The sequence below is a fragment of the Parabacteroides sp. Y3-G-102 genome (assembly GCF_023656845.1).
GTDB classification, from domain to species: domain Bacteria; phylum Bacteroidota; class Bacteroidia; order Bacteroidales; family Tannerellaceae; genus Parabacteroides; species Parabacteroides distasonis.
The window spans coordinates 124225-142147 of the sequence record NZ_JAMOKU010000002.1; the positions used below are offsets into that span (position 1 = coordinate 124225).

20 protein-coding genes and 1 pseudogene are annotated in these 17923 nt (G+C 48.8%); 18 read left to right on the plus strand and 3 right to left on the minus strand.

Annotated features, from left to right (window positions below; translation table 11 throughout):
- Positions 1-5 precede the first annotated feature (5 nt).
- The 18 genes and pseudogenes from NBH16_RS01735 (at position 6) to NBH16_RS01820 (ending at position 16719) form a co-directional block, all read left to right on the plus strand.
- On the plus strand, positions 6-230 hold the full coding sequence (locus NBH16_RS01735) for a hypothetical protein (protein WP_075965714.1): 225 nt from the start codon (positions 6-8) through the stop codon (positions 228-230).
- Positions 231-239: 9 nt separating this feature from the next.
- Positions 240-1859, plus strand: a complete 1620-nt coding sequence (locus NBH16_RS01740; RefSeq protein WP_182320002.1) for a hypothetical protein — start codon at positions 240-242, stop codon at positions 1857-1859.
- A 20-nt stretch (positions 1860-1879) separates the two neighbouring features.
- Positions 1880-3052, plus strand: a complete 1173-nt coding sequence (locus tag NBH16_RS01745; protein WP_122204334.1) for a toprim domain-containing protein — start codon at positions 1880-1882, stop codon at positions 3050-3052.
- A gap of 5 nt (positions 3053-3057) precedes the next feature.
- Positions 3058-3543 (plus strand): PH domain-containing protein, encoded by a 486-nt coding sequence (locus NBH16_RS01750; RefSeq protein ID WP_122204333.1) that lies wholly within the window; start codon positions 3058-3060, stop codon positions 3541-3543.
- Complete coding sequence (locus NBH16_RS01755) at positions 3524-4213, plus strand: hypothetical protein (RefSeq protein ID WP_122204332.1); 690 nt, start codon at positions 3524-3526, stop codon at positions 4211-4213. The genes NBH16_RS01750 and NBH16_RS01755 overlap by 20 nt, the downstream gene beginning before the upstream one ends.
- A gap of 20 nt (positions 4214-4233) precedes the next feature.
- A complete protein-coding gene (locus NBH16_RS01760; RefSeq protein WP_122204331.1) occupies positions 4234-4914 on the plus strand; it encodes a hypothetical protein in 681 nt (226 codons plus the stop codon).
- A 28-nt stretch (positions 4915-4942) separates the two neighbouring features.
- On the plus strand, positions 4943-5599 hold the full coding sequence (locus NBH16_RS01765; protein ID WP_250788003.1) for a hypothetical protein: 657 nt from the start codon (positions 4943-4945) through the stop codon (positions 5597-5599).
- A 29-nt stretch (positions 5600-5628) separates the two neighbouring features.
- Positions 5629-6459, plus strand: a complete 831-nt coding sequence (locus NBH16_RS01770) for a M23 family metallopeptidase (RefSeq protein WP_122204329.1) — start codon at positions 5629-5631, stop codon at positions 6457-6459.
- A 23-nt stretch (positions 6460-6482) separates the two neighbouring features.
- Positions 6483-6764: a hypothetical protein gene (locus NBH16_RS01775; protein WP_008771370.1), complete on the plus strand. Its 282-nt coding sequence runs from the start codon at positions 6483-6485 to the stop codon at positions 6762-6764.
- A gap of 3 nt (positions 6765-6767) precedes the next feature.
- A complete protein-coding gene (locus NBH16_RS01780; RefSeq protein WP_250788004.1) occupies positions 6768-8600 on the plus strand; it encodes a hypothetical protein in 1833 nt (610 codons plus the stop codon).
- A gap of 13 nt (positions 8601-8613) precedes the next feature.
- On the plus strand, positions 8614-10614 hold the full coding sequence (locus tag NBH16_RS01785) for a zincin-like metallopeptidase domain-containing protein (protein WP_250788005.1): 2001 nt from the start codon (positions 8614-8616) through the stop codon (positions 10612-10614).
- A gap of 12 nt (positions 10615-10626) precedes the next feature.
- Positions 10627-12165, plus strand: a complete 1539-nt coding sequence (locus tag NBH16_RS01790; protein ID WP_250788006.1) for a glucosaminidase domain-containing protein — start codon at positions 10627-10629, stop codon at positions 12163-12165.
- The gene (locus tag NBH16_RS01795) at positions 12165-12338 is read left to right on the plus strand and encodes a hypothetical protein (RefSeq protein ID WP_250788008.1); all 174 of its coding nucleotides are present in this window, start codon (positions 12165-12167) and stop codon (positions 12336-12338) included. Before NBH16_RS01790 ends, NBH16_RS01795 begins: the two co-directional genes overlap by 1 nt.
- Before the next feature lie 82 nt (positions 12339-12420).
- A complete protein-coding gene (locus tag NBH16_RS01800; protein WP_151927836.1) occupies positions 12421-13032 on the plus strand; it encodes a hypothetical protein in 612 nt (203 codons plus the stop codon).
- A gap of 5 nt (positions 13033-13037) precedes the next feature.
- On the plus strand, positions 13038-14750 hold the full coding sequence (locus tag NBH16_RS01805) for a zincin-like metallopeptidase domain-containing protein (protein WP_196009602.1): 1713 nt from the start codon (positions 13038-13040) through the stop codon (positions 14748-14750).
- Positions 14751-14952: 202 nt separating this feature from the next.
- A pseudogene (locus tag NBH16_RS01810) lies at positions 14953-15237 on the plus strand (DUF6577 family protein); the annotation flags it as partial.
- Positions 15238-15324: 87 nt separating this feature from the next.
- Positions 15325-15855 carry a DUF7010 family protein gene (locus NBH16_RS01815; RefSeq protein ID WP_205126827.1) on the plus strand — a complete coding sequence of 177 codons (531 nt, stop codon included), beginning with the start codon at positions 15325-15327 and terminating at the stop codon, positions 15853-15855.
- A gap of 255 nt (positions 15856-16110) precedes the next feature.
- Entirely contained in the window at positions 16111-16719 is a 609-nt protein-coding gene (locus tag NBH16_RS01820) for a hypothetical protein (protein WP_250788010.1), read from the plus strand.
- 59 nt (positions 16720-16778) lie between these two features.
- On the opposite strand, the gene NBH16_RS01825 is transcribed toward NBH16_RS01820, so the two are convergent.
- Genes NBH16_RS01825 through NBH16_RS01835 form a run of 3 tightly spaced genes read right to left on the minus strand, consistent with a single transcriptional unit; the run spans position 16779 to position 17840 of the window.
- Positions 16779-17141, minus strand: a complete 363-nt coding sequence (locus NBH16_RS01825) for a hypothetical protein (RefSeq protein ID WP_151927832.1) — start codon at positions 17139-17141, stop codon at positions 16779-16781.
- A 49-nt stretch (positions 17142-17190) separates the two neighbouring features.
- Positions 17191-17523, minus strand: a complete 333-nt coding sequence (locus NBH16_RS01830) for a hypothetical protein (protein WP_122204321.1) — start codon at positions 17521-17523, stop codon at positions 17191-17193.
- Between the two features lie 5 nt (positions 17524-17528).
- The gene (locus tag NBH16_RS01835; protein ID WP_007850547.1) at positions 17529-17840 is read right to left on the minus strand and encodes a hypothetical protein; all 312 of its coding nucleotides are present in this window, start codon (positions 17838-17840) and stop codon (positions 17529-17531) included.
- Between the last annotated feature and the right edge of the window lie 83 nt (positions 17841-17923).

Here is a 17923-nt window from a genome sequence, read left to right on the forward strand (position 1 = left end):
TAATTATGGCACAAAACACCTATTATCCTGAAGAAGTGCTCATCGAAAAGATGGAGCGCGGAGAATACGGCTGGCTGGATTACGTCAACCACTTTTCTGCCGAATGGCAGGAAGAACTGGTGGAATACTGCAAGGCGCACTCGCTCACGATTGATGATGCGGCAGCCGAGCAATTCGTCCATTACAAGAGCGAACAATTAGAAGCCGCCATGGAAAGCGGTGAAGCATAAACACGGACTATGGCAATACGAACCAACACAAACCCGATGAGACCGGACTTGCAACCCGAAATGCGTGCTCTTTTGATGCGCAACGGTATGCAAGCCCATGTCGTACCTGTGGGTGACAGCTACCAGCTGGTAGTACAGGGGCACGATTCCCCACTGTTACGATACCCCATCAGCAGGCAGCAGATGCAGGCCCTGACCGACTGGGGAACGAACCATGCCAACAAGAAAGCCTACGAGACCTTCACGGACATCGTAAAGGACGATTTTGATATGCCCCGCAACTTCGTCCACGCACGCAACGCCAACGGTCGTGTGGCAATGGGACTTCACGGCTACCGTATCGGCATCGGTGAGTATGGCAGGGTCGGCAGGTACGGTATGCCACCCCCTTTCCTCGGATGGACTCCCAGACAGCAGGAAGGCTATCACTTGCGCAGGGTCGGCGGCCGGCTTTTCTATGCAGGTACGCCTATGGTGGCAGAACGCCCGGACGGACGAATGAAACCCGGTGAAATGCAATCCGGCGGTTACGGATTCTACTACAAAGGGCATCGGCAACCACAAGAGCAGGTACAGCCAGTCCGACAGGATGTCTTGCAGGATTTGCAGGCAGTCATCACCCCGATGGTAAACAAGCCAAGAAGCGAAGAACCGGCAAAGCCTTACAAGGAGCTGATTACCTCACCCGTCTATTTCTCCAATGAGAAGTGGCAGGAATGCCTTTCGTCACACGGCATCATCGTGGATACGGAAGCCGGAACACTGACCGTCCAGTCGGAAAAAGTCAGTGCCGATATGGTCTATGACCTGACAGAAGAGGAATTATCCGCACTGGTATCTAATTCCATTGAAGAGCATCCGGTTGAGAAACGCCTGGAGATTCTGAACAATGTCATTCAAAATGACTATTCCGATAAAGTCACATTGGAATCGCTGAACAGCAAGGAGCGCATCAGCACTGCCCTGCACCCCGAAGTGGAGCAGGATCTGGCTATGCGGAACCAGCAGGAACAGGACTTGCTCCTGCCATTGGAATCCGATAACAGCCTTGCACCGCACTCTACCGAACAGACCGTACTGCAAGAAGACGAACATATCATCAGAGAGTCACAAGAAGGAGCCTTGATTGACGGACGGGACTTGTCATACATCAACGAAAACAAAGGCTGGTACCGGGAAGGAGAACACGGACGTGAGGTGGAAGTGGAAGCCATCGCCGTACAACCGGCAGAAACAGAGGGCAAATACAAGATGACCGCCATTATCAACGGAGAACCCATCACCCATGAAATCAGCCAGAAACAGTACGACAAGTTCCTGGCAGTCGATGACTACCACCGCATGAAGCTCTTTTCCAAGATATTCAACGAAGTGGATATGAAGACCCGTCCCGAAATGAGCAGCGGATTGGGGACAAAGATATTCGCCGCACTTGCCGCAGGTGCGGTAGTGCTGTCGGATGTCGCCCACGGGCTGCACCATCCCTGTCCGGAATTTTACGGAGAGCGTTTCAGTTCCGCACCCCGTCCTTATTTCAAGCCGGGAGTGGACTCGCCGATGGATGTGGCAGCAAGGAACTTTGAAGCGCAGATGAACAAGGAGGTGGCAGAGATGCGCAGAGGATTTTAAGGAATAAAAGGAACACGGAAATGGCAAACGGAGAACTGACATACGATGACTTCCTGCAACGGCTGGACATTCAGGATATACTGATGGACGCAGGCTATCACCTGAACAAGCGTGACGGCTTGCGTTATCCGTCCTATATCCGCACGGACAGCAACGGCACACGCATCCGGGGTGACAAGTTCATCGTCACACCGAACGGCAAATGCTGTTTCCAGCCACCACAGCAAAAGCTCTATAATATCATATCCTTTATCAAGGCATTCCCGGAGAAGTTTGCGGAACACCGGAACGGCGTCTCTCCCGACAGGTTGGTCAACCTTGTCTGCAACAGGCTGCTGAACCAGCCCACCAATGACAGACCTTTGCGCATCATCCAACCCAGACGGGAGAACACTCCGTTCAGGCTGGATGATTACGACATCCACCGTTTTGACGTGAAAGACAGGGAGACTCACAAGCGTTTTTATCCCTACTTCAAGAACCGTGGCATCGACATCTTCACACAACGGGCTTTTGCCGACCATTTCTTTCTGGCTACCAGACACCGTTCAGACGGTTTGGCGTATGCCAACCTTGCCTTTCCACTGGTACTTCCCAAAGAGCCGGACAAGATTGCAGGACTGGAGGAACGAGGCCGTCCCAAGATGGACGGTAGCGGAAGTTACAAGGGCAAAGCCGAGGGCAGCAACAGCAGCGAGGGCTTATGGATAGCCAATTTCAGCGGTGAGCCTTTACAAAAGGCAGGCGGCGTTGCGTGGTTTGAAAGTGCCTACGATGCAATGGCTTTCTACCAGATACACAGGAATGGCTTTCGGGACAACCCTGACCTTTCCAAGAAAAGCGTGTTCGTCTCCACGGGCGGCACTCCCACCGATATGCAGATTCGCGGTATGCTTTCCGTCACTCCGGATATAAACCACTACTTGTGTTTCGACAACGACAGTGCCGGGCGTGAGTTCGTGAAGAAGTTCCAAGCCATAGCGGAATCCATGCACATCAATTCCGACCGTATAAAAGTATTTCCCTTGATGCCCTGTTACAAGGACTGGAACGATGCCCTGCTTGGCAAGACAGGCGAGGAATACCTTGACAGCATCAAGGACGCGATTATCCCATTGGGAGCACCACTCGGTACAACGGGGTGTGCAACCGACAAGGAAGAAGAACACCGACAACCCAATATACACAGATAAGAGCCATGCAACAACCGATATACAGAGAGATTTCGCTACGACCGCAAACGGCACAGTTCTTCATTGACGAACTGACCTTGCTGTTGCTTTGTCCCGTGGGACTGGTCTATGGAGGAATGGAGAACGCCCCTCTTGCATCTATCGCCACCCTCCTTGCCGTTCTCCTTTCCCTCATTTTGATTTACCGGCTTATATACCTGAAACGCATACGCTATCACGTCGGTAGCGAACAGCTGACTGACGAGCATGGCGTGTTCCAACGCAGTATCGGTTACATCGAATTGTACCGTGTGGTGGACTTCCACGAACAGCAGAGCTTGTTGCAGCAGATTTTCGGACTAAAGACTGTCACGGTGTTGTCTATGGACAGGACCACGCCCAAGCTGGAATTGACAGGTCTGCCCAAACGAATCAATATCGTGGATATTATCAGAGAGCGTGTAGAGTTTAACAAACAACGAAAAGGAATCTATGAGATCACCAATCACTAAAATAACGATGCTCCTATTCGGCATCATCTTGTCTGTCACGGCGAAGGCGCAGATTGTCACGACCAATCCGTTGGAATATGTGGCATTGGCAGAAGGCAACGAACTGATTCTCGGCAAAGTCAAAGACCAGATGGACGGGCAGAAGAAAACCGCCCTTTTACAGAATACCATTGCCGCAGAGTTCGAGCAGATGCGCCAGTGGGAGAAGAAATACAACAACTACCTTAAAACGGCAAGCGGTTTCGCATCCTCGCTGAAAGCCTGTACCCACCTGTACAATGACGGTGTGAGGATTTTTATCTCGCTATGCAAGTTGAAGAAAGCCATCAGCGACAATCCACAGGGCATTGTCGCCGCAATGAGCATGAACAACCTGTACATCGAGACCGCAACCGAACTGGTGACGGTATTCTCCCTGCTCCGTGATGCCGTGGCAAAGGGAGGCAAGGAGAATATGCTTACGGGAGCGGAACGGAGCCAGACCCTATGGGCATTGAACGACCAACTGTCCGCATTCCAAAAGAAACTCAACTTGCTTTACCTGAGCATCAGGACTTACACGATGACGGACGTGTGGAACAACGTGACGGCAGGTATGCTGGACAGGAACAATGGTGAAGTGGCACGAATGGCAATGAACAGGTGGCGCAGGGCAGCAACGGTAAGATAAAAAGATGGAGGAAAGAGAAAATGAGACGGGCAATCTTTATCATAATCACACTGCTGTGCATAGGCGTGAAAGTCCACGCGCAGATAGACCCCACCCTTGCCGGAATGGTTCTCATCTATACCGAAAAGTCCAAGAAGACCTTGAAGAACCAAGAGAAAATCATGCTCCTGCAAACCACCGGTCACATTTGGACGAAAGAGGAGGTAGAAGCCGTCACCGACCTGCAACGGGAGTTCAATGATTATCTGGATTCATTCCGTTCGGTCATCAGTTACGCCGCACAGATATACGGCTTCTATCACGAGATAACGCATTTGACAGAGAATATGGGCGAGTTCACCGGGCAACTCAGGAAAAGTCCAGCCAATGCCGTAGCAGTAGCACTCTCCACGAACCGGAACAAGATATACCGGGAACTGATATACAACTCCGTGGAAATTGTCAATGACATACGCACGGTCTGCCTGTCAGACAACAAGATGACGGAGAAACAGCGGATGAAAATCGTGTTCGGAATCCGTCCCAAGCTGCAACTGATGAACAAAAAGCTGCGACGGCTGACCATGGCGGTGAAATACACCTCGATGGGTGACGTGTGGGCAGAAATCACGGAACGGGAACACCCCAAAGCCAACAAAGCAGAGATAGCCAGGTCTGCCATGAAACGGTGGAAACGAAGCGGAAAGGCCGGTGCTTTTTAACATAACGAGAATGTAAAAACTAAAAGATATGGGATTCTGGGGTTCATTATTAAAGACAGGCGGCAAAGCCGCAGGAGTGACAGGCAAAGCCGTTGGTGGAGCCGTATTGCACCCATCACAGACCTTGCGAGGGGCAGGAAGCGCATTGAAGACGGCAACCGTAGGAGCCGCGGCCGGATATGTCGGCTGGGAGAAACTGACCACCGACAAAAGCGTGGTGCGCATCGTGAGCGATGCCGTCATCGGAGAAGATACCACCAACGCCATCAGCGGCACGGCGAAAGCGGCTACCGAAACGGTAAACAAACTTACCGGCAAAGCCGAACAGACTTTTGACAGCGTGAGCCAGGCGTCAAGTTCGCTCTCTTCCACGCTCGATGGAGCGTCCAATTTTTTAAGCGGTGTTTCCAACGGGAATGCCGGGAATATGTTAGGCAACTTCTTCAGCAACCTCGCGCATGGCAGAGTATCGGGATTAAGCATAGTCGGATTGATTGCCGGGGCATTCCTCGTGTTCGGACGTACAGGCTGGCTCGGCAAGATAGCCGGTATCTTCTTGACCATGATGATGATTGGCAACAACACCCGACGCCTGCAAGAAGCGTCCGTTACCGACAATCAGCGTCAAGCCCGTCCACAGCAGGAACAGGAGGAACAGACCCATAGCGGAGGAATGAGAAGATAAGACAGTCATAACACAATACTATTCTACAAATGAAATACACGGAAGAAATGATTCTACAGTCCCCAAGCGGCTATTGTATGCCCTTTGAGGAAGAAAAGAATAAAGAGGTAACCTTATCAAAAGGTTACGGGGAACAGAAAGATGCCGTCACCGGAGAGACATCCTTTCATCACGGCATAAACTTCCATGCCAGTCACCGTCCTTTGGCGGCAGTGGCCAGTGGTGTCGTGTCAAGTATCGGTACGGACAAAGAGCATGGTGTATATATTGTCATACGCTACGGCAAATACGAAGTGACCTATGCGCATCTTGCTAATATATTCATCCGTTTCGGACAAAAGGTAAAAGCAGGTCAGACGGTAGCCATCAGTGGAAACGACCTTCACATGGAAGTGGCGTTTGACGGCGAGGAACTGAATCCGATAGAGTTCCTGACCATGCTTTACGGCAATATCCAGGCACTCGGCAAATCGGGACACGGTGCGGCACACGAGTTCACTCCGTTTGACGGTGAGATCAAAACCAGGTACGACCGTGACAAGGAGGAAATCGAGGAACTGATGCTCCGGTTCCTTCCCGTCTATATGGAAGACCTGTTCCGTGGCGAGTACATCGTACCCGAATATACAGAACAGTCCCTGCGTAATGTGTTCACCGTGGGAGCGGCCAAAAACTACTTCTTTGAGTCGATGCCGAGCATGGCGAACCCTTTGGGCATAGGCGGCCGTGCCTTGCCTTTGGCGGGCAAGGTACAGAATCTCCTGATAGCGGATTTTCTGAATTATCTCGCTCTTAGGCACAATGTCTATCTCTCCACCATGAGCGAGGAAGTAAAAAAAAACTTCAATCCGAGGCAGTAGCCGACAGTGGCATTATCGACCCGTTGTCGGAACTGGAGATAGATGTACAGAGCTTCGATATTCCGAGAATGGTGTCCGTCTATCCCGACCGTGCCGGAGTCCGATGGTGGACGAAAGCATGGTTCAATAACCGGGAGGAAGGCGAACATTCCGTAGAAATCGACCGGATGGCCGCCATCCGTTTCATTCAGGACCGGATAGAAAAGGATGAATGGCTGGAAGAGTTCTTCCCCAAGCAGATGGAGATATACCACAACGCCATAGAGCAAACCAAGGAACAACTGTTGAACCAATTGAATTATTAAAATATGGGCGAAATCAAGCATACAGCACGCTTTGCGGAGATAGAAAGGATATTCGGTGACTACTTCAATAGTCACCTTGCCCCTGTCATGCGAGACACGCAGGACTATCTCAACCGCAAACAAGCGGAGGAAATGGCAGCGTATTCCACCAGTGCAGCCGGCATCCTCGGTTCTATGGCGGCAGCCGCTAATCCGATGATGGATCCGTACCAGACACTGAAAGTGACCGGGGAATGGAACTCCAAGACCACGGAGGACTATCTGGAAATGTGCAGGGAGAAGATTGCAAACAATAAGGAGATACAGGCAGACCTCGCATTGTTGGCAAACGAGTGGCGTTCCACCGTGGTGGATGAAATCGGCAGGGAAAGATATGATGAACTGTCCGGGCAATTAGGGTGCGACCTCGCTTACGCATATACGGAATACCGTATCGGAGAGTTGATGATGGGCAAGATGGTCAAAGACAATATGCCCAAGTCTTCCGCTGAATACATCATGCGCAAGGCGGCACAGAACACGCTTTTCGGGCTGTCATACACATTGAACCAGTCACCGCTTGCCGCAGAAATCGAGCGACGTGGGGAAGCAGCCTACAAACCGTCCAAACTGGAAAAAGGGACAGGCAAAGTCATCGGTGCAAGCATCGATGCCATATCACTCGGCGGTACGGGAAGCTGGGCGAGCTTCGCCAAATTTGTCGGGGCTGACCTGGCATTTTCAGCACTGACTTCCTCCAAGGACAAAACAGGAAACACAGCATCCGTTGAAGATTGCATCAGCAAGGGCGTATTCGGAAGTGAGAGGAATGTCTTTGACAGATTCCGTAAAGAAGCCAAGGAAATTCGAGCCAATGACAATCCTTATATCATCGCCACCAATGAACGGCTGACCAAGAAGATTCCCGTACAGAGTTTTGATTTCAGGGACTGGATGAGCCATAACGCCCAAGCGAAAATGCCGTTTGATTTTATTGCCGGCCAAAAGATAAAAGATGAGCGATACAAGGATATTCCGATGGTCATCGCTCCGGAATACATGGAAACTTATTTGCAGGATATGGAGAAGAAAGAAGAGGTTAAAGGTCAATCCGCGCTTGCAAGCAATCCGGGACAATCGGGAAACACCCATACCGCACAATCCGTCCAACAAGCCAATGAAACGGAAACGACGGAAGAATCAAGGGAAGAAACAGCCATTGAATCAGGACAGAACCGACAGGCAGGACAGCAAACCGCCAATGCCAACGAAAACGGCTGGGGCGATTTTTTCTCAACCTTGGGATTGAGTGGCATGGGAGACATAAGCAAAAATTTGGGTTATGTGCTTGCCATGTTGCCGGATATTCTGGTGGGTATGTTTACGGGCAGGACAAAATCATTGGATTTGGGAGACAATGTACTGCCTATCGCCAGCATCGTCGCCGGCATATTCATTAAGAATCCTATTCTCAAAATGATGATGATCGGACTGGGCGGTGCCAATTTGTTGAACAAGGCAGGACACGAGGCATTAGGATGGGAACGGAATGAATATAACGGTTTGAATACGGGAAACCGTTCCGTCCGATACCGGGTCTATGCGGACGAACCGCTGAATCCACGAATTTCCGGTCCGATACTGCAAGGGAACAACCTTATCGCAACCATAGACCATGTACCCTGCACCATCCAGTTGCCTGAAAAAGTGGTGTCAGCTTACAATGCCGGGGCATTGCCGCTTAATACCCTTGCCAATGCCATCCTTGCCAAGAGCGACCGTACCCAGCAACTGATGTCGCAGAATTACGAAGAGAACGACAGGGAAACGATTGTTCGTACCAGAGGAATACAATAAAACAGCAACAGATATGAAAGAGAAATCACAGTTTGAGAAAAATGCCGCCGACAAACAAGTGGAACTGCTCTCCGGAGCGTTAAACGGGGCGGTCAGTGCGGGCGGCCACTGGCTCAATGCCACAGGAAAGGGCTATCCCAAGTTTTATCCGGCAGGCGTGGCGGTCAGTCCGTTCAACGCCCTGTTCATGGCTCTGCACTCGGACAAGCACGGATGCAAGAGCAACCTCTTCACCTTATATAGCGAAGCAAAGGCAAGAGGCGAATCCGTCAAGGAACACGAAAAAGGAGTACCGTTCCTGTTCTATAACTGGAACAAGTACGTGAACAGGAACAATCCCAACGAGGTCATATCAAGGAATGACTACCAAAAACTTTCTCCCGAAGAGAAGAACCGATACAAAGGCGTACACAACAGGGAGATACGCACATTGTTCAATATCGACCAGACTTTGCTGCCCCACGTTGACAGGAAAGCATACGATGACGCATTGGCAAAATACGGCAACAGTGTCGAGCAAGGATTCGGAGAAAAGGAATTGCGTGAACTCAGGCCGAAATTCAATGCCTTTGTACAATCTATTTCGAGAAATCTGGCACCGATTCGCACGGATGGCAGCGGTGTGGCGCATTATGACAGCCAGAAAGATGCGATATATATTCCACGGCAAAAGGATTTCGCACATTACACCGATTACGCGCAGGAGACCCTTCGGCAAATCATAGCAGCCACCGGACACCAGCAACGCCTTGCCCGTGAGGGAATGGTGATGAAAAACGGGATTCCCCCAACAGAGGATGCCGTCAAGCAAGAACGGCTGATTGCCGAAATCGCTTCGGGTATCAAGATGCTGGAAATGGGACTTCCGGCCCGGTTGTCGGACGAGAGTGTCAAACTGGTGGATTATTGGAACCGTGAACTGAAAGAGAACCCTTGTCTGATAGATGCCATCGAGAGCGATGTGAACAATGCGCTGGAAGTGATACGCAAGGCGGAACGGGGCGAGAAAATCGAGTATGCCACCTATCGCAACCACCGCCAGACAGAACAGATGCGGGAGCAAATGCCCAAGCATTTCTTCGTGGCTGACGAAATCAAGAAGCATCCCGACAAGGAAAACAAGACCATTGTCCTGGTCATCAACAAACAAGGCAAGAGTGCCGATGTGATACTCCCTGCCGGTGCATCCTTGGAGGTGAACAACGAAATCAAGGGAATGAGCAAACAGCGCATACAAAGCGCATTGGAGAAAAGCGGCATTGAGAACGTGCGTTTCTATAATCCGGACGGTGCGTTGGGCTACCGTCCCGATGACCGTTACTTCGCCGAAAAGCAGATAGAGGTGGCGCGTTTGAAAAACTGGGCATTGGAAACACTCTCCACCATCGATGCGCACCCCGCGGTGAAGCAAGCTGACAAACCCTGGTTTGAGAAGATACAGATGGTACAGGATGACAAGAACCGCTGGGCTTTGTTCATCAAGCCGGAAGGAAAAGCCGGTTACAGCGTCTATCCCGAAAAGGATGACCTGAACCGTTTCTTCACCACGCTGAAACAGTCATTGGATAATATAGACAAGGTGCGTGGAGAATTGGCCAGAAAATACTATGCCCTTGCCGAGAGCAAGCCGGATCTAAAAGTGGACCTGTTCCACACGGCAGATGAAAGCATTGACTTGAACCGCATACAACGAGTGGCCGTGTTCAAGACAAAGAACGGGGCGATACTCTGCGCTCCCACCATTGACAACCAGAAACCGCAGCCCCGAAGCGTCACACCACAGCAATGGCAACGGATGTGGGTCGCCGAGGACAGGAACAGTTTCAAACAACATCTGGCGGCAACGCTTTTCGCGGACGTGCTGAACAAGAGCCAGGCACAGGAACAGACCTCTTCCGAAAAACAGGAGTCGGAAGTGGAAACGAAAATCAGCCGTGACGAGGAAATCAAGCACGACCAGCCTAAAGAGGAAGTTGAAGAAGAGGAAGAGGTATCAAAAGGAATGCACCGATAAACAGACAAAGCAATGAGCAAGAATAAAGAATATGCGGAAAAATACGCCGTTTTTGCGATGGAACAGATGCGCAAATACGGCATCCCGGCCTCCGTGACCTTGGCACAGGGCATACTGGAGAGCAGCAACGGGCAAAGCCGTCTGTCTCTGAACGAGAACAACCATTTTGGTATCAAAGCCACTCCGGGATGGATTGCGCAAGGTGGCAAATACGGTATTTACACCGATGACAAGCCCAACGAGAAGTTTTGCAGCTACGACAGCGTGGGCGATTCTTACGAGCATCACTCCAAATTCCTTGTAGAGAACAAACGGTACGCGGAATGTTTTGACCTGTCTCCTGACGATTACAAGGGTTGGACGGAAGGACTTGCCAAGGCCGGGTATGCAAGTGGCGGCAATTATGCCCAAAGTCTGCAAAAAATCATTGAAGCAAACGGGCTGCAGAAGTATGACCGGATGGTCATGGCAGAAATGAAGGCAAAAGGATTGGAAACAGGAACCGGACAAGCGGTTACGACAAACGCCTATTCATTCCCGGTCGAGCGCGAAGAGTTCCTATTTGTCACTTCACCGTTCGGAATGCGTACCGACCCCATGAATGCTGACAAACAGCAAATGCACAAGGGTATGGACATCCGCTGTAAGGGCGATGCGGTGTTGGCTACCGAGAATAACGGCAAAGTGGTGGCGGTAAACCAAAATGCCAAAACCGCCGGAGGCAAGTCCGTAACCATTGAATACGAGAGGGCTGACGGAAGCAAGATACAGAACACTTATATGCACCTATCCTCTGTTGATGTCAAGGTGGGTGACAAGGTGCAAGCCGGACAGAGACTCGGTATGTCAGGCAACACCGGCACACGGACTACGGGCGAACACCTGCATTTCGGAGTGGCACAGATTACCGCTGACGGACAAAAACGAGACATTGATCCCGCAATCTATCTGGCAGACATTGCCCAAAAGGGAAACATCAAGTTGCAAGCCTTACATAATGGCAACGACCTGTTGGTTAAATACAAGACGGAGGTTACTGCCACTCCCCAGGAAACAAAATCACAAAGTCCTGAAGAATGGATGAAGAAACTGTTATCATCGGAAGACAGCGGTGTCGGACTTTCAGGAACGAATGACCCGATTATGGATATGGTGGTCAAAGCCTTTTCCTCGCTGATGATGCTGGCGGTAGTCATTGACAACAAGAACGAGGAAGAACAGAAAGAAGCCATTTCTGAAATGGCAGGTAGCCGGAAGGTGGAACTGACTTCATTGTTGCCCCACATGAAAGCCTGTGCCATTATAATCAACGAAAGCAATAAAGCCGTGTTGCAAGCAGATAACGGAGCCGTGCAGGTTTCAAGGGAGTTAAGCGCAAGCGAATTGAGCCGGCTGTCCGCCACTTTGAATAATCCTGAACTCTCGGAGGAAAGCAAACGGATGCGTGTGGCAGGAATGGTCAATACCATTGTTCTTTCGCAACAGGCTTCACAAAACTTCGAGCAGGGAATGTCGGAACAGCAGAGCCAAAACGAACAAATCAGAAGATAATGAAACGCGTGATGATGGAAATAGGATTGTTGGTCATCGGGCTGTCCCTTGCAGGACTGCACACCCTCGTATGCTACCGGCTGTTCGGCTTGGTGGCGACACTCGTGATTGTGGGTGTGCAGGTTGTCATTGCATTAGGGATAGTCTGGATTAAAATCCGTGCGCCCGATTAAAGACGGAACGTATATGCGAGTAGTTCACATTTAATAGGATATCCCGGTCAAATGGTCTTGGTTAAATAAAACTACAAGCAATATGATTAAGTGTAATGTAACAGTGTGCGGAACTATCAGCAAAGCGGCTGTAGTGCGCACCAACAATGAGAACAAGGCGTTCACGGCATTTGCCGTAAATTGCGTGATTCCGGCAAGAAACGGTATCAACAAAACGGTGGAAATCTCTGTCGCCAAGGATGGGGAGGAATACAACCGGGCTGACTATACCGTAGGCAAAAGAGTGGAAATTTCCGGTGTGCTGACTTTCAAGAAGCGTGGAGACAATCTCTATTTCAATATGTCGGCTTCATCGGTCAACCTTACCGTGGCTTCAAACGAGGATTCCATCAAGGGCGAAATGCACTTCCGTGGAAAGACAGGCAAGAACATCGAGGAGAAGACAGACAAGAAAGGCAGGAATTTCTTGCAGTTCTCCGCATTTTCTGCGGAAAAGGTCAATGACGGCTTCGAGTACCTGTGGGTACGCTTCTTGGGCTTTGACCGTAAACGTGAGGAGTGGCTGCAACCGCAGACCGGCATCGAGGCCAAAGGTGAACTGGAGCTGTCCGTCTATAACGACAAGCTGAACATTGCCTGCAAGGTATCGGAAATGTCGGAATATGTAAAACAGCCGTATAACCCTAACAACTGACAGTCATGGCCGGTTACAGGAAAAACAGCAATGACGGTCCGTCCGCGGAGGACAAGGCTCTTGACCTCTTTGCGGAAATGATGATCGAGCGCATCGAGACCATCAGCAAGGACTGGACGAAACCATGGATTACCGAAGGCAGCTTAGGGTGGCCGAAGAATCTGTCCGGACGTGAGTATAATGGGATGAACGCGCTGATGTTGCTTCTTCATTGCGAGAACGAGAGCTACAAGATACCGCGTTTCTGCACCTTTGACTGCGTGCAACGGATGAACAAACCGTCCGAAAAGCAGGCAAAGGAGGGCGTGGAGCTACCAAGAGTTTCAGTGAACAAGGGCGAAAAATCCTTCCCCGTGATGCTCACTACCTTTACCTGCATCCACAAGGAGACCAAGGAGAAGATCAAGTATGACGATTTTAAGAAACTCTCCGATGAAGAGAAGAAGATGTACAATGTATATCCGAAGATGCAGGTCTTCCGGGTATTCAATGTAGCCCAAACCAATCTTCAGGAAGCCCGTCCGGAACTTTGGAACAAGCTGGCGAATGGGGATGCCGTAAAGTTGGATGAAAGCGAGAAGATGTCTTTTGAACCGATGGATGTGGTGATCCGTGATAACCGCTGGATTTGCCCTATCAAGCCGATGCACCAGGACAAGGCATACTTTTCCATTTCCAAGAACGAGATTGTGGTTCCCGAAAAATCCCAGTTCAAGGACGGCGAATCCTATTATGGTACTCTTTGGCATGAGATGACCCACAGCACGGGCATTGAGGGGCAACTCGACCGTATCAAACCGTCCGGTTTCGGTTCGGACGAATACGCCCGTGAGGAACTGGTGGCAGAATTGGGCAGCGCATTGGTGGCACAGCGTTACGGTATGAGCAAGGCATTGAAAGAAGAGAGCTGCGCTTATCTGAAATCCTGGCTGGACCACTTGAAGGAATCGCCCCAGTTTATCAAGACCACACTTCTGGATGTAAAAAAGGCAACCTCGCTCGTTACACAGAATGTGGATAAGATAGTGCAGGAACTGGAACAGAAAAACAAGGTGCAGCAGGATAACGGACAGCGGAATGAGGTCAAACAGTCCGTACCCGAAGGAAAGGTGTTCTACTCTTCCGTAGCCTATCTGCAATCCACCGATGACACCTCACGACTGGATGCGCTTCGGGAGAAAGGCGATTATGAGGGATTGCTCCGGCTTGCCAAGGAGTATTATGACGGCGATGGAATCAACGAGCAATATACCTTTGTCTCTCCTCGCCAGAACAAGGGTGATGATCTGCTGATAGAAGACAAGGATTTTGCCGTGATCTATAACAACAGCGTGGGAGGATCTTACGAGGTGATGCTGAAATACTCGGAGCAGGAAATCCGTGACCATATTACACGGTATGGTGTCCGGCTGGCAAGCAGTGACATAAAAGAGGTTGCCAAAGACATGGCGGCCGAGCAGTTCTCTGCGATGACAAAGCAGCGTACTCCTGTCCTTGAAATGCCAAACGGAGATATTCTCCATATCGGGTATAACAGGGATGCCGACACCCTTGATGTCGGCACGGCGACCAATGCCGGAATTGCCGTCAGCCACAGTTTCCCATACGACCACGACAATTCACTCGATTCCAATCTCCAATCCGTCAATGAAAAGCTGAATGAAATGGAGCAATATCAAAAAGAGGAGTTGGAATACAGTGGCGGGATGCACCGCTGAGTATAAAAGTCTGTTATCTGTTCTGTTCAGCCGTAGAGAGTCGTCCTCTCTGCGGCTGAATTGGTTTAGTCCCACCGATAAGTCCTACTTACACAAAAAAGAGAGTGATTTTCATGTTAATTGGCCGCAAAATATCGGCACTATTCTGAATTAGTGCCGAAAATTTGTTATCTTTGAAGTCGAAGAAAGGAATAATAATCACATGAGCAACGAGACGACGACATTCATACTTGACTATGCTGAAGTTCATCGTGACTTTAGTTTAGGAGATTTGTTTGCTTATCTACAAGAGAAGACAGGCATCAAAAAATCCTCTTTGTCCTGGTATCTGTTCAAGCTCGTGAATGAAAATGTACTGGTCAGAACAGGGAGGGGAACGTATGCCAAAGTGATGAAGCAGGTCTTCTCACCCCAACCGATAGAGGAAGTGAAGGAGGTTTACGGTTTGTTGCAATCGGATTTTCCATTTGCGAAATATGATATCTTTGCAAATCTAACTCAGGAGGCCGAGTATCACCGGAATCGGTGGCCGACTATCCGCCGGAATATCTAGTTTGGAGGAAAGAATATGTGCTTGGATGAATTAAGAAGCAATATAGCAATTAAGCAGAAAAAAGGATTACCGTTTATATGTGCTTCTATAATTATATGGTTATTGATACTAATTGTAATATTGTTGGACTTGCCACAAAATACAGAGAATTTGCTTGTATTTTGTTGCTCATGCCCGTTATTACCGATTTCTTGGGCGATTGGTAAAATATTAAAGGTCGATATCTTTGATAAAAGCAATCCGCTCGGTAATGTAGGATTTCTATTTACCTGTAATCAGTTTTTGTATTTATTGATTGTAATGTGGGTATTTAATGCTGTACCCGATAAAATGGTAATGGTCTATGCAATGGTATTTGGTGCACATTTATTGCCATATTCGTGGTTATATAAGTCGATAAGCTATCGGATATTCGCAATTATCATCCCTGTTTTATCACTTGTTATAGGGTGTATTTTTTCTGAACTTTTTATTGCACTCACGCTTATCTTGGTTGAATGTATATTTGTTGCTGCTTTGTTTGCAGAGTTGGGCAGATTCACTAACAAGTAATCGTCAACTTCAAGTTTACCGAACTGATAAAATCCCTTTAGGAACTAAAGGGCGCACTTCTATACTCTCCTGTCGGGAGTATCGTGCGTCCTGCGGAGCTTCATTCTCCGTCAGCAGAAAGAAACTGCCAGACGGAGAATGTTTCGTCACTTCGTTCCGTCAAGGTGGCTACACCCCCTTGCGCCGCTAAAGCGGCTATCCCCTGTGGATTTGCCGTCCGCAAACAGCATAAAATGCTGTTCGCCGCCAGCAAGTTTGGAACTGGAAAATATTGATTTTGGAGGGCATGAGATGAAGAAAATTATATATGCATTACTTGTTGGAGTGCTTATTTTTACATTATGTGCGTGTTCACAAAATAAGCACTCGACAATGTATATAAAGCCAAGTGAATTATCAGATGAAACGATGGAAGTCCTCGATTTGTTCGATGATGAAATTCAATTCTTTGATATTTCTTTTGATGAGACTGTAAAATCGTATGCAATATCGGTTTGGGGTTATCGTGATGGTGAATGGGCTGAAGATGGAATGACTGTCGGAAATATTGACCATCTGACTGGGAGAATAGCCGTTAGACTAACCGAAACCAGCTGTGATTTATATACCATTGATGAGAGCGGTCATGTTAAGTACAGTTTCCCAACTTTGGAAACTCAATTTGATGAATCCATGGGGATTGGCGGAACAAAAATTGATCGGGAGACACCGATTGAGCTAAATAAGGAGATACCGATTTGGTTCAAAATTGGGACAATAACCAATAGCATGAAAGCTATGGATATAACTGATGACTTTAGAAATGCAGAGTGCGATGCAGGAATAGCCATTACACTCACAGCATCTGATAAAATAGTTGAGTAATTAAAATAAATTCAAAAACCAAATACAGAAAATGTCCGATAAAGTCATAGTTGTAGCCATTAGATAAATTCAACTTCAAGTGCTTGCAGCAACTCGTATATCTGTTCTTCGGCTTCTTCCATATCCGACACAATATCCTTGATATGATAAGGTGCGCCATTTCTGCCGTGTCCGTCATCGCCAATCCATAAATAGGCTTCATAACCCGGGTCAAAGTCCTCGTAATATCGCTTCATACCGGCAATAAGCGTGTTGATGTCTTCATCCTGCATATCGGCATTGAAATTGAAGTCCTGCCCGTATTTGGTATAGCGTTGAAACTCAAATTGTATGCTTGTCTTGTTCTCGTCTTCAACGCTTATGCTCCAGCCTTTTTCTTGGGCAATGTCCGTTACTTTCCGTATCTGTTCTTGGGTAGTCATACTCATTGTTTTTTGTGGGGAGACCTCTCCAATCTCCCCACTGGTTGATTTAATCCGTTATCTCAAAATAATATTCCTGTTCCTCGTTCGACCATTCAGCGGTCATTGCATCCGCTTCCCTCCACAGTTTGTCATAGAGAATGGCTCTTTGGTTGTCTCTCTCGTGCCACTGCCATATCTTGTGATTGAGGACAAGGCAAAGTTCCGTCCAATACTTGTAGTTGTCTTTCCATTCGGACTTGGCTCGCCTGTATGTGTCGGCTATGGCATTGTTCCCGAACTTGTCAGCAATGGAGAAGTCCTGCCAAAAGGTAGTTATCGGCTCGTAACCGTTCATCTCTGTTATGTTCCATCTTGGAATAGTGATTTGCAATGCTCCCATACTTATTATTGTTTATGGTTTTCGTAATACTCTTCGGGCAAATGATAGAGGTCGTTCTCCGCCAAATGGTCTATGGCTTCCGCTGCCAGACGGCACGCCCACTCGTTGCGCTGGTCATATCTTCCCTTGTGCCAGTTCTCCGCCAACTGCTCCATAAAGTAGAACATCAGTTTGGCTTTCTCGTTTACCAAATAGCGGTGGTCATCTGCCAATGCCTTGCCTACCTTTCGGGGTGAAGCCATTTTTCCGTTCACATAGTTTGAAAACTCGTCCGCAAAGCGTTTGTCGTTCTCCGATAGTTGATTGTTGTACTCCATTTCTAATGAATTTTGATGTTAAACATTTTTTCTTTTCCCTTTGCTTGAAGCTGTCAAACTTCGCCACCGGGATATGTTTTATG

Coding starts and splice junctions, on each gene's coding strand:
- NBH16_RS01735 (WP_075965714.1), top strand. CDS start 6: ATGGCACAAAACACCTATTATCCTGAAGAAGTGCTCATCGAAAAGATG.
- NBH16_RS01740 (WP_182320002.1), top strand. CDS start 240: ATGGCAATACGAACCAACACAAACCCGATGAGACCGGACTTGCAACCC.
- NBH16_RS01745 (WP_122204334.1), top strand. CDS start 1,880: ATGGCAAACGGAGAACTGACATACGATGACTTCCTGCAACGGCTGGAC.
- NBH16_RS01750 (WP_122204333.1), top strand. CDS start 3,058: ATGCAACAACCGATATACAGAGAGATTTCGCTACGACCGCAAACGGCA.
- NBH16_RS01755 (WP_122204332.1), top strand. CDS start 3,524: ATGAGATCACCAATCACTAAAATAACGATGCTCCTATTCGGCATCATC.
- NBH16_RS01760 (WP_122204331.1), top strand. CDS start 4,234: ATGAGACGGGCAATCTTTATCATAATCACACTGCTGTGCATAGGCGTG.
- NBH16_RS01765 (WP_250788003.1), top strand. CDS start 4,943: ATGGGATTCTGGGGTTCATTATTAAAGACAGGCGGCAAAGCCGCAGGA.
- NBH16_RS01770 (WP_122204329.1), top strand. CDS start 5,629: ATGAAATACACGGAAGAAATGATTCTACAGTCCCCAAGCGGCTATTGT.
- NBH16_RS01780 (WP_250788004.1), top strand. CDS start 6,768: ATGGGCGAAATCAAGCATACAGCACGCTTTGCGGAGATAGAAAGGATA.
- NBH16_RS01785 (WP_250788005.1), top strand. CDS start 8,614: ATGAAAGAGAAATCACAGTTTGAGAAAAATGCCGCCGACAAACAAGTG.
- NBH16_RS01790 (WP_250788006.1), top strand. CDS start 10,627: ATGAGCAAGAATAAAGAATATGCGGAAAAATACGCCGTTTTTGCGATG.
- NBH16_RS01795 (WP_250788008.1), top strand. CDS start 12,165: ATGAAACGCGTGATGATGGAAATAGGATTGTTGGTCATCGGGCTGTCC.
- NBH16_RS01800 (WP_151927836.1), top strand. CDS start 12,421: ATGATTAAGTGTAATGTAACAGTGTGCGGAACTATCAGCAAAGCGGCT.
- NBH16_RS01805 (WP_196009602.1), top strand. CDS start 13,038: ATGGCCGGTTACAGGAAAAACAGCAATGACGGTCCGTCCGCGGAGGAC.
- NBH16_RS01825 (WP_151927832.1), bottom strand. CDS start 17,141: ATGACTACCCAAGAACAGATACGGAAAGTAACGGACATTGCCCAAGAA.
- NBH16_RS01830 (WP_122204321.1), bottom strand. CDS start 17,523: ATGGGAGCATTGCAAATCACTATTCCAAGATGGAACATAACAGAGATG.
- NBH16_RS01835 (WP_007850547.1), bottom strand. CDS start 17,840: ATGGAGTACAACAATCAACTATCGGAGAACGACAAACGCTTTGCGGAC.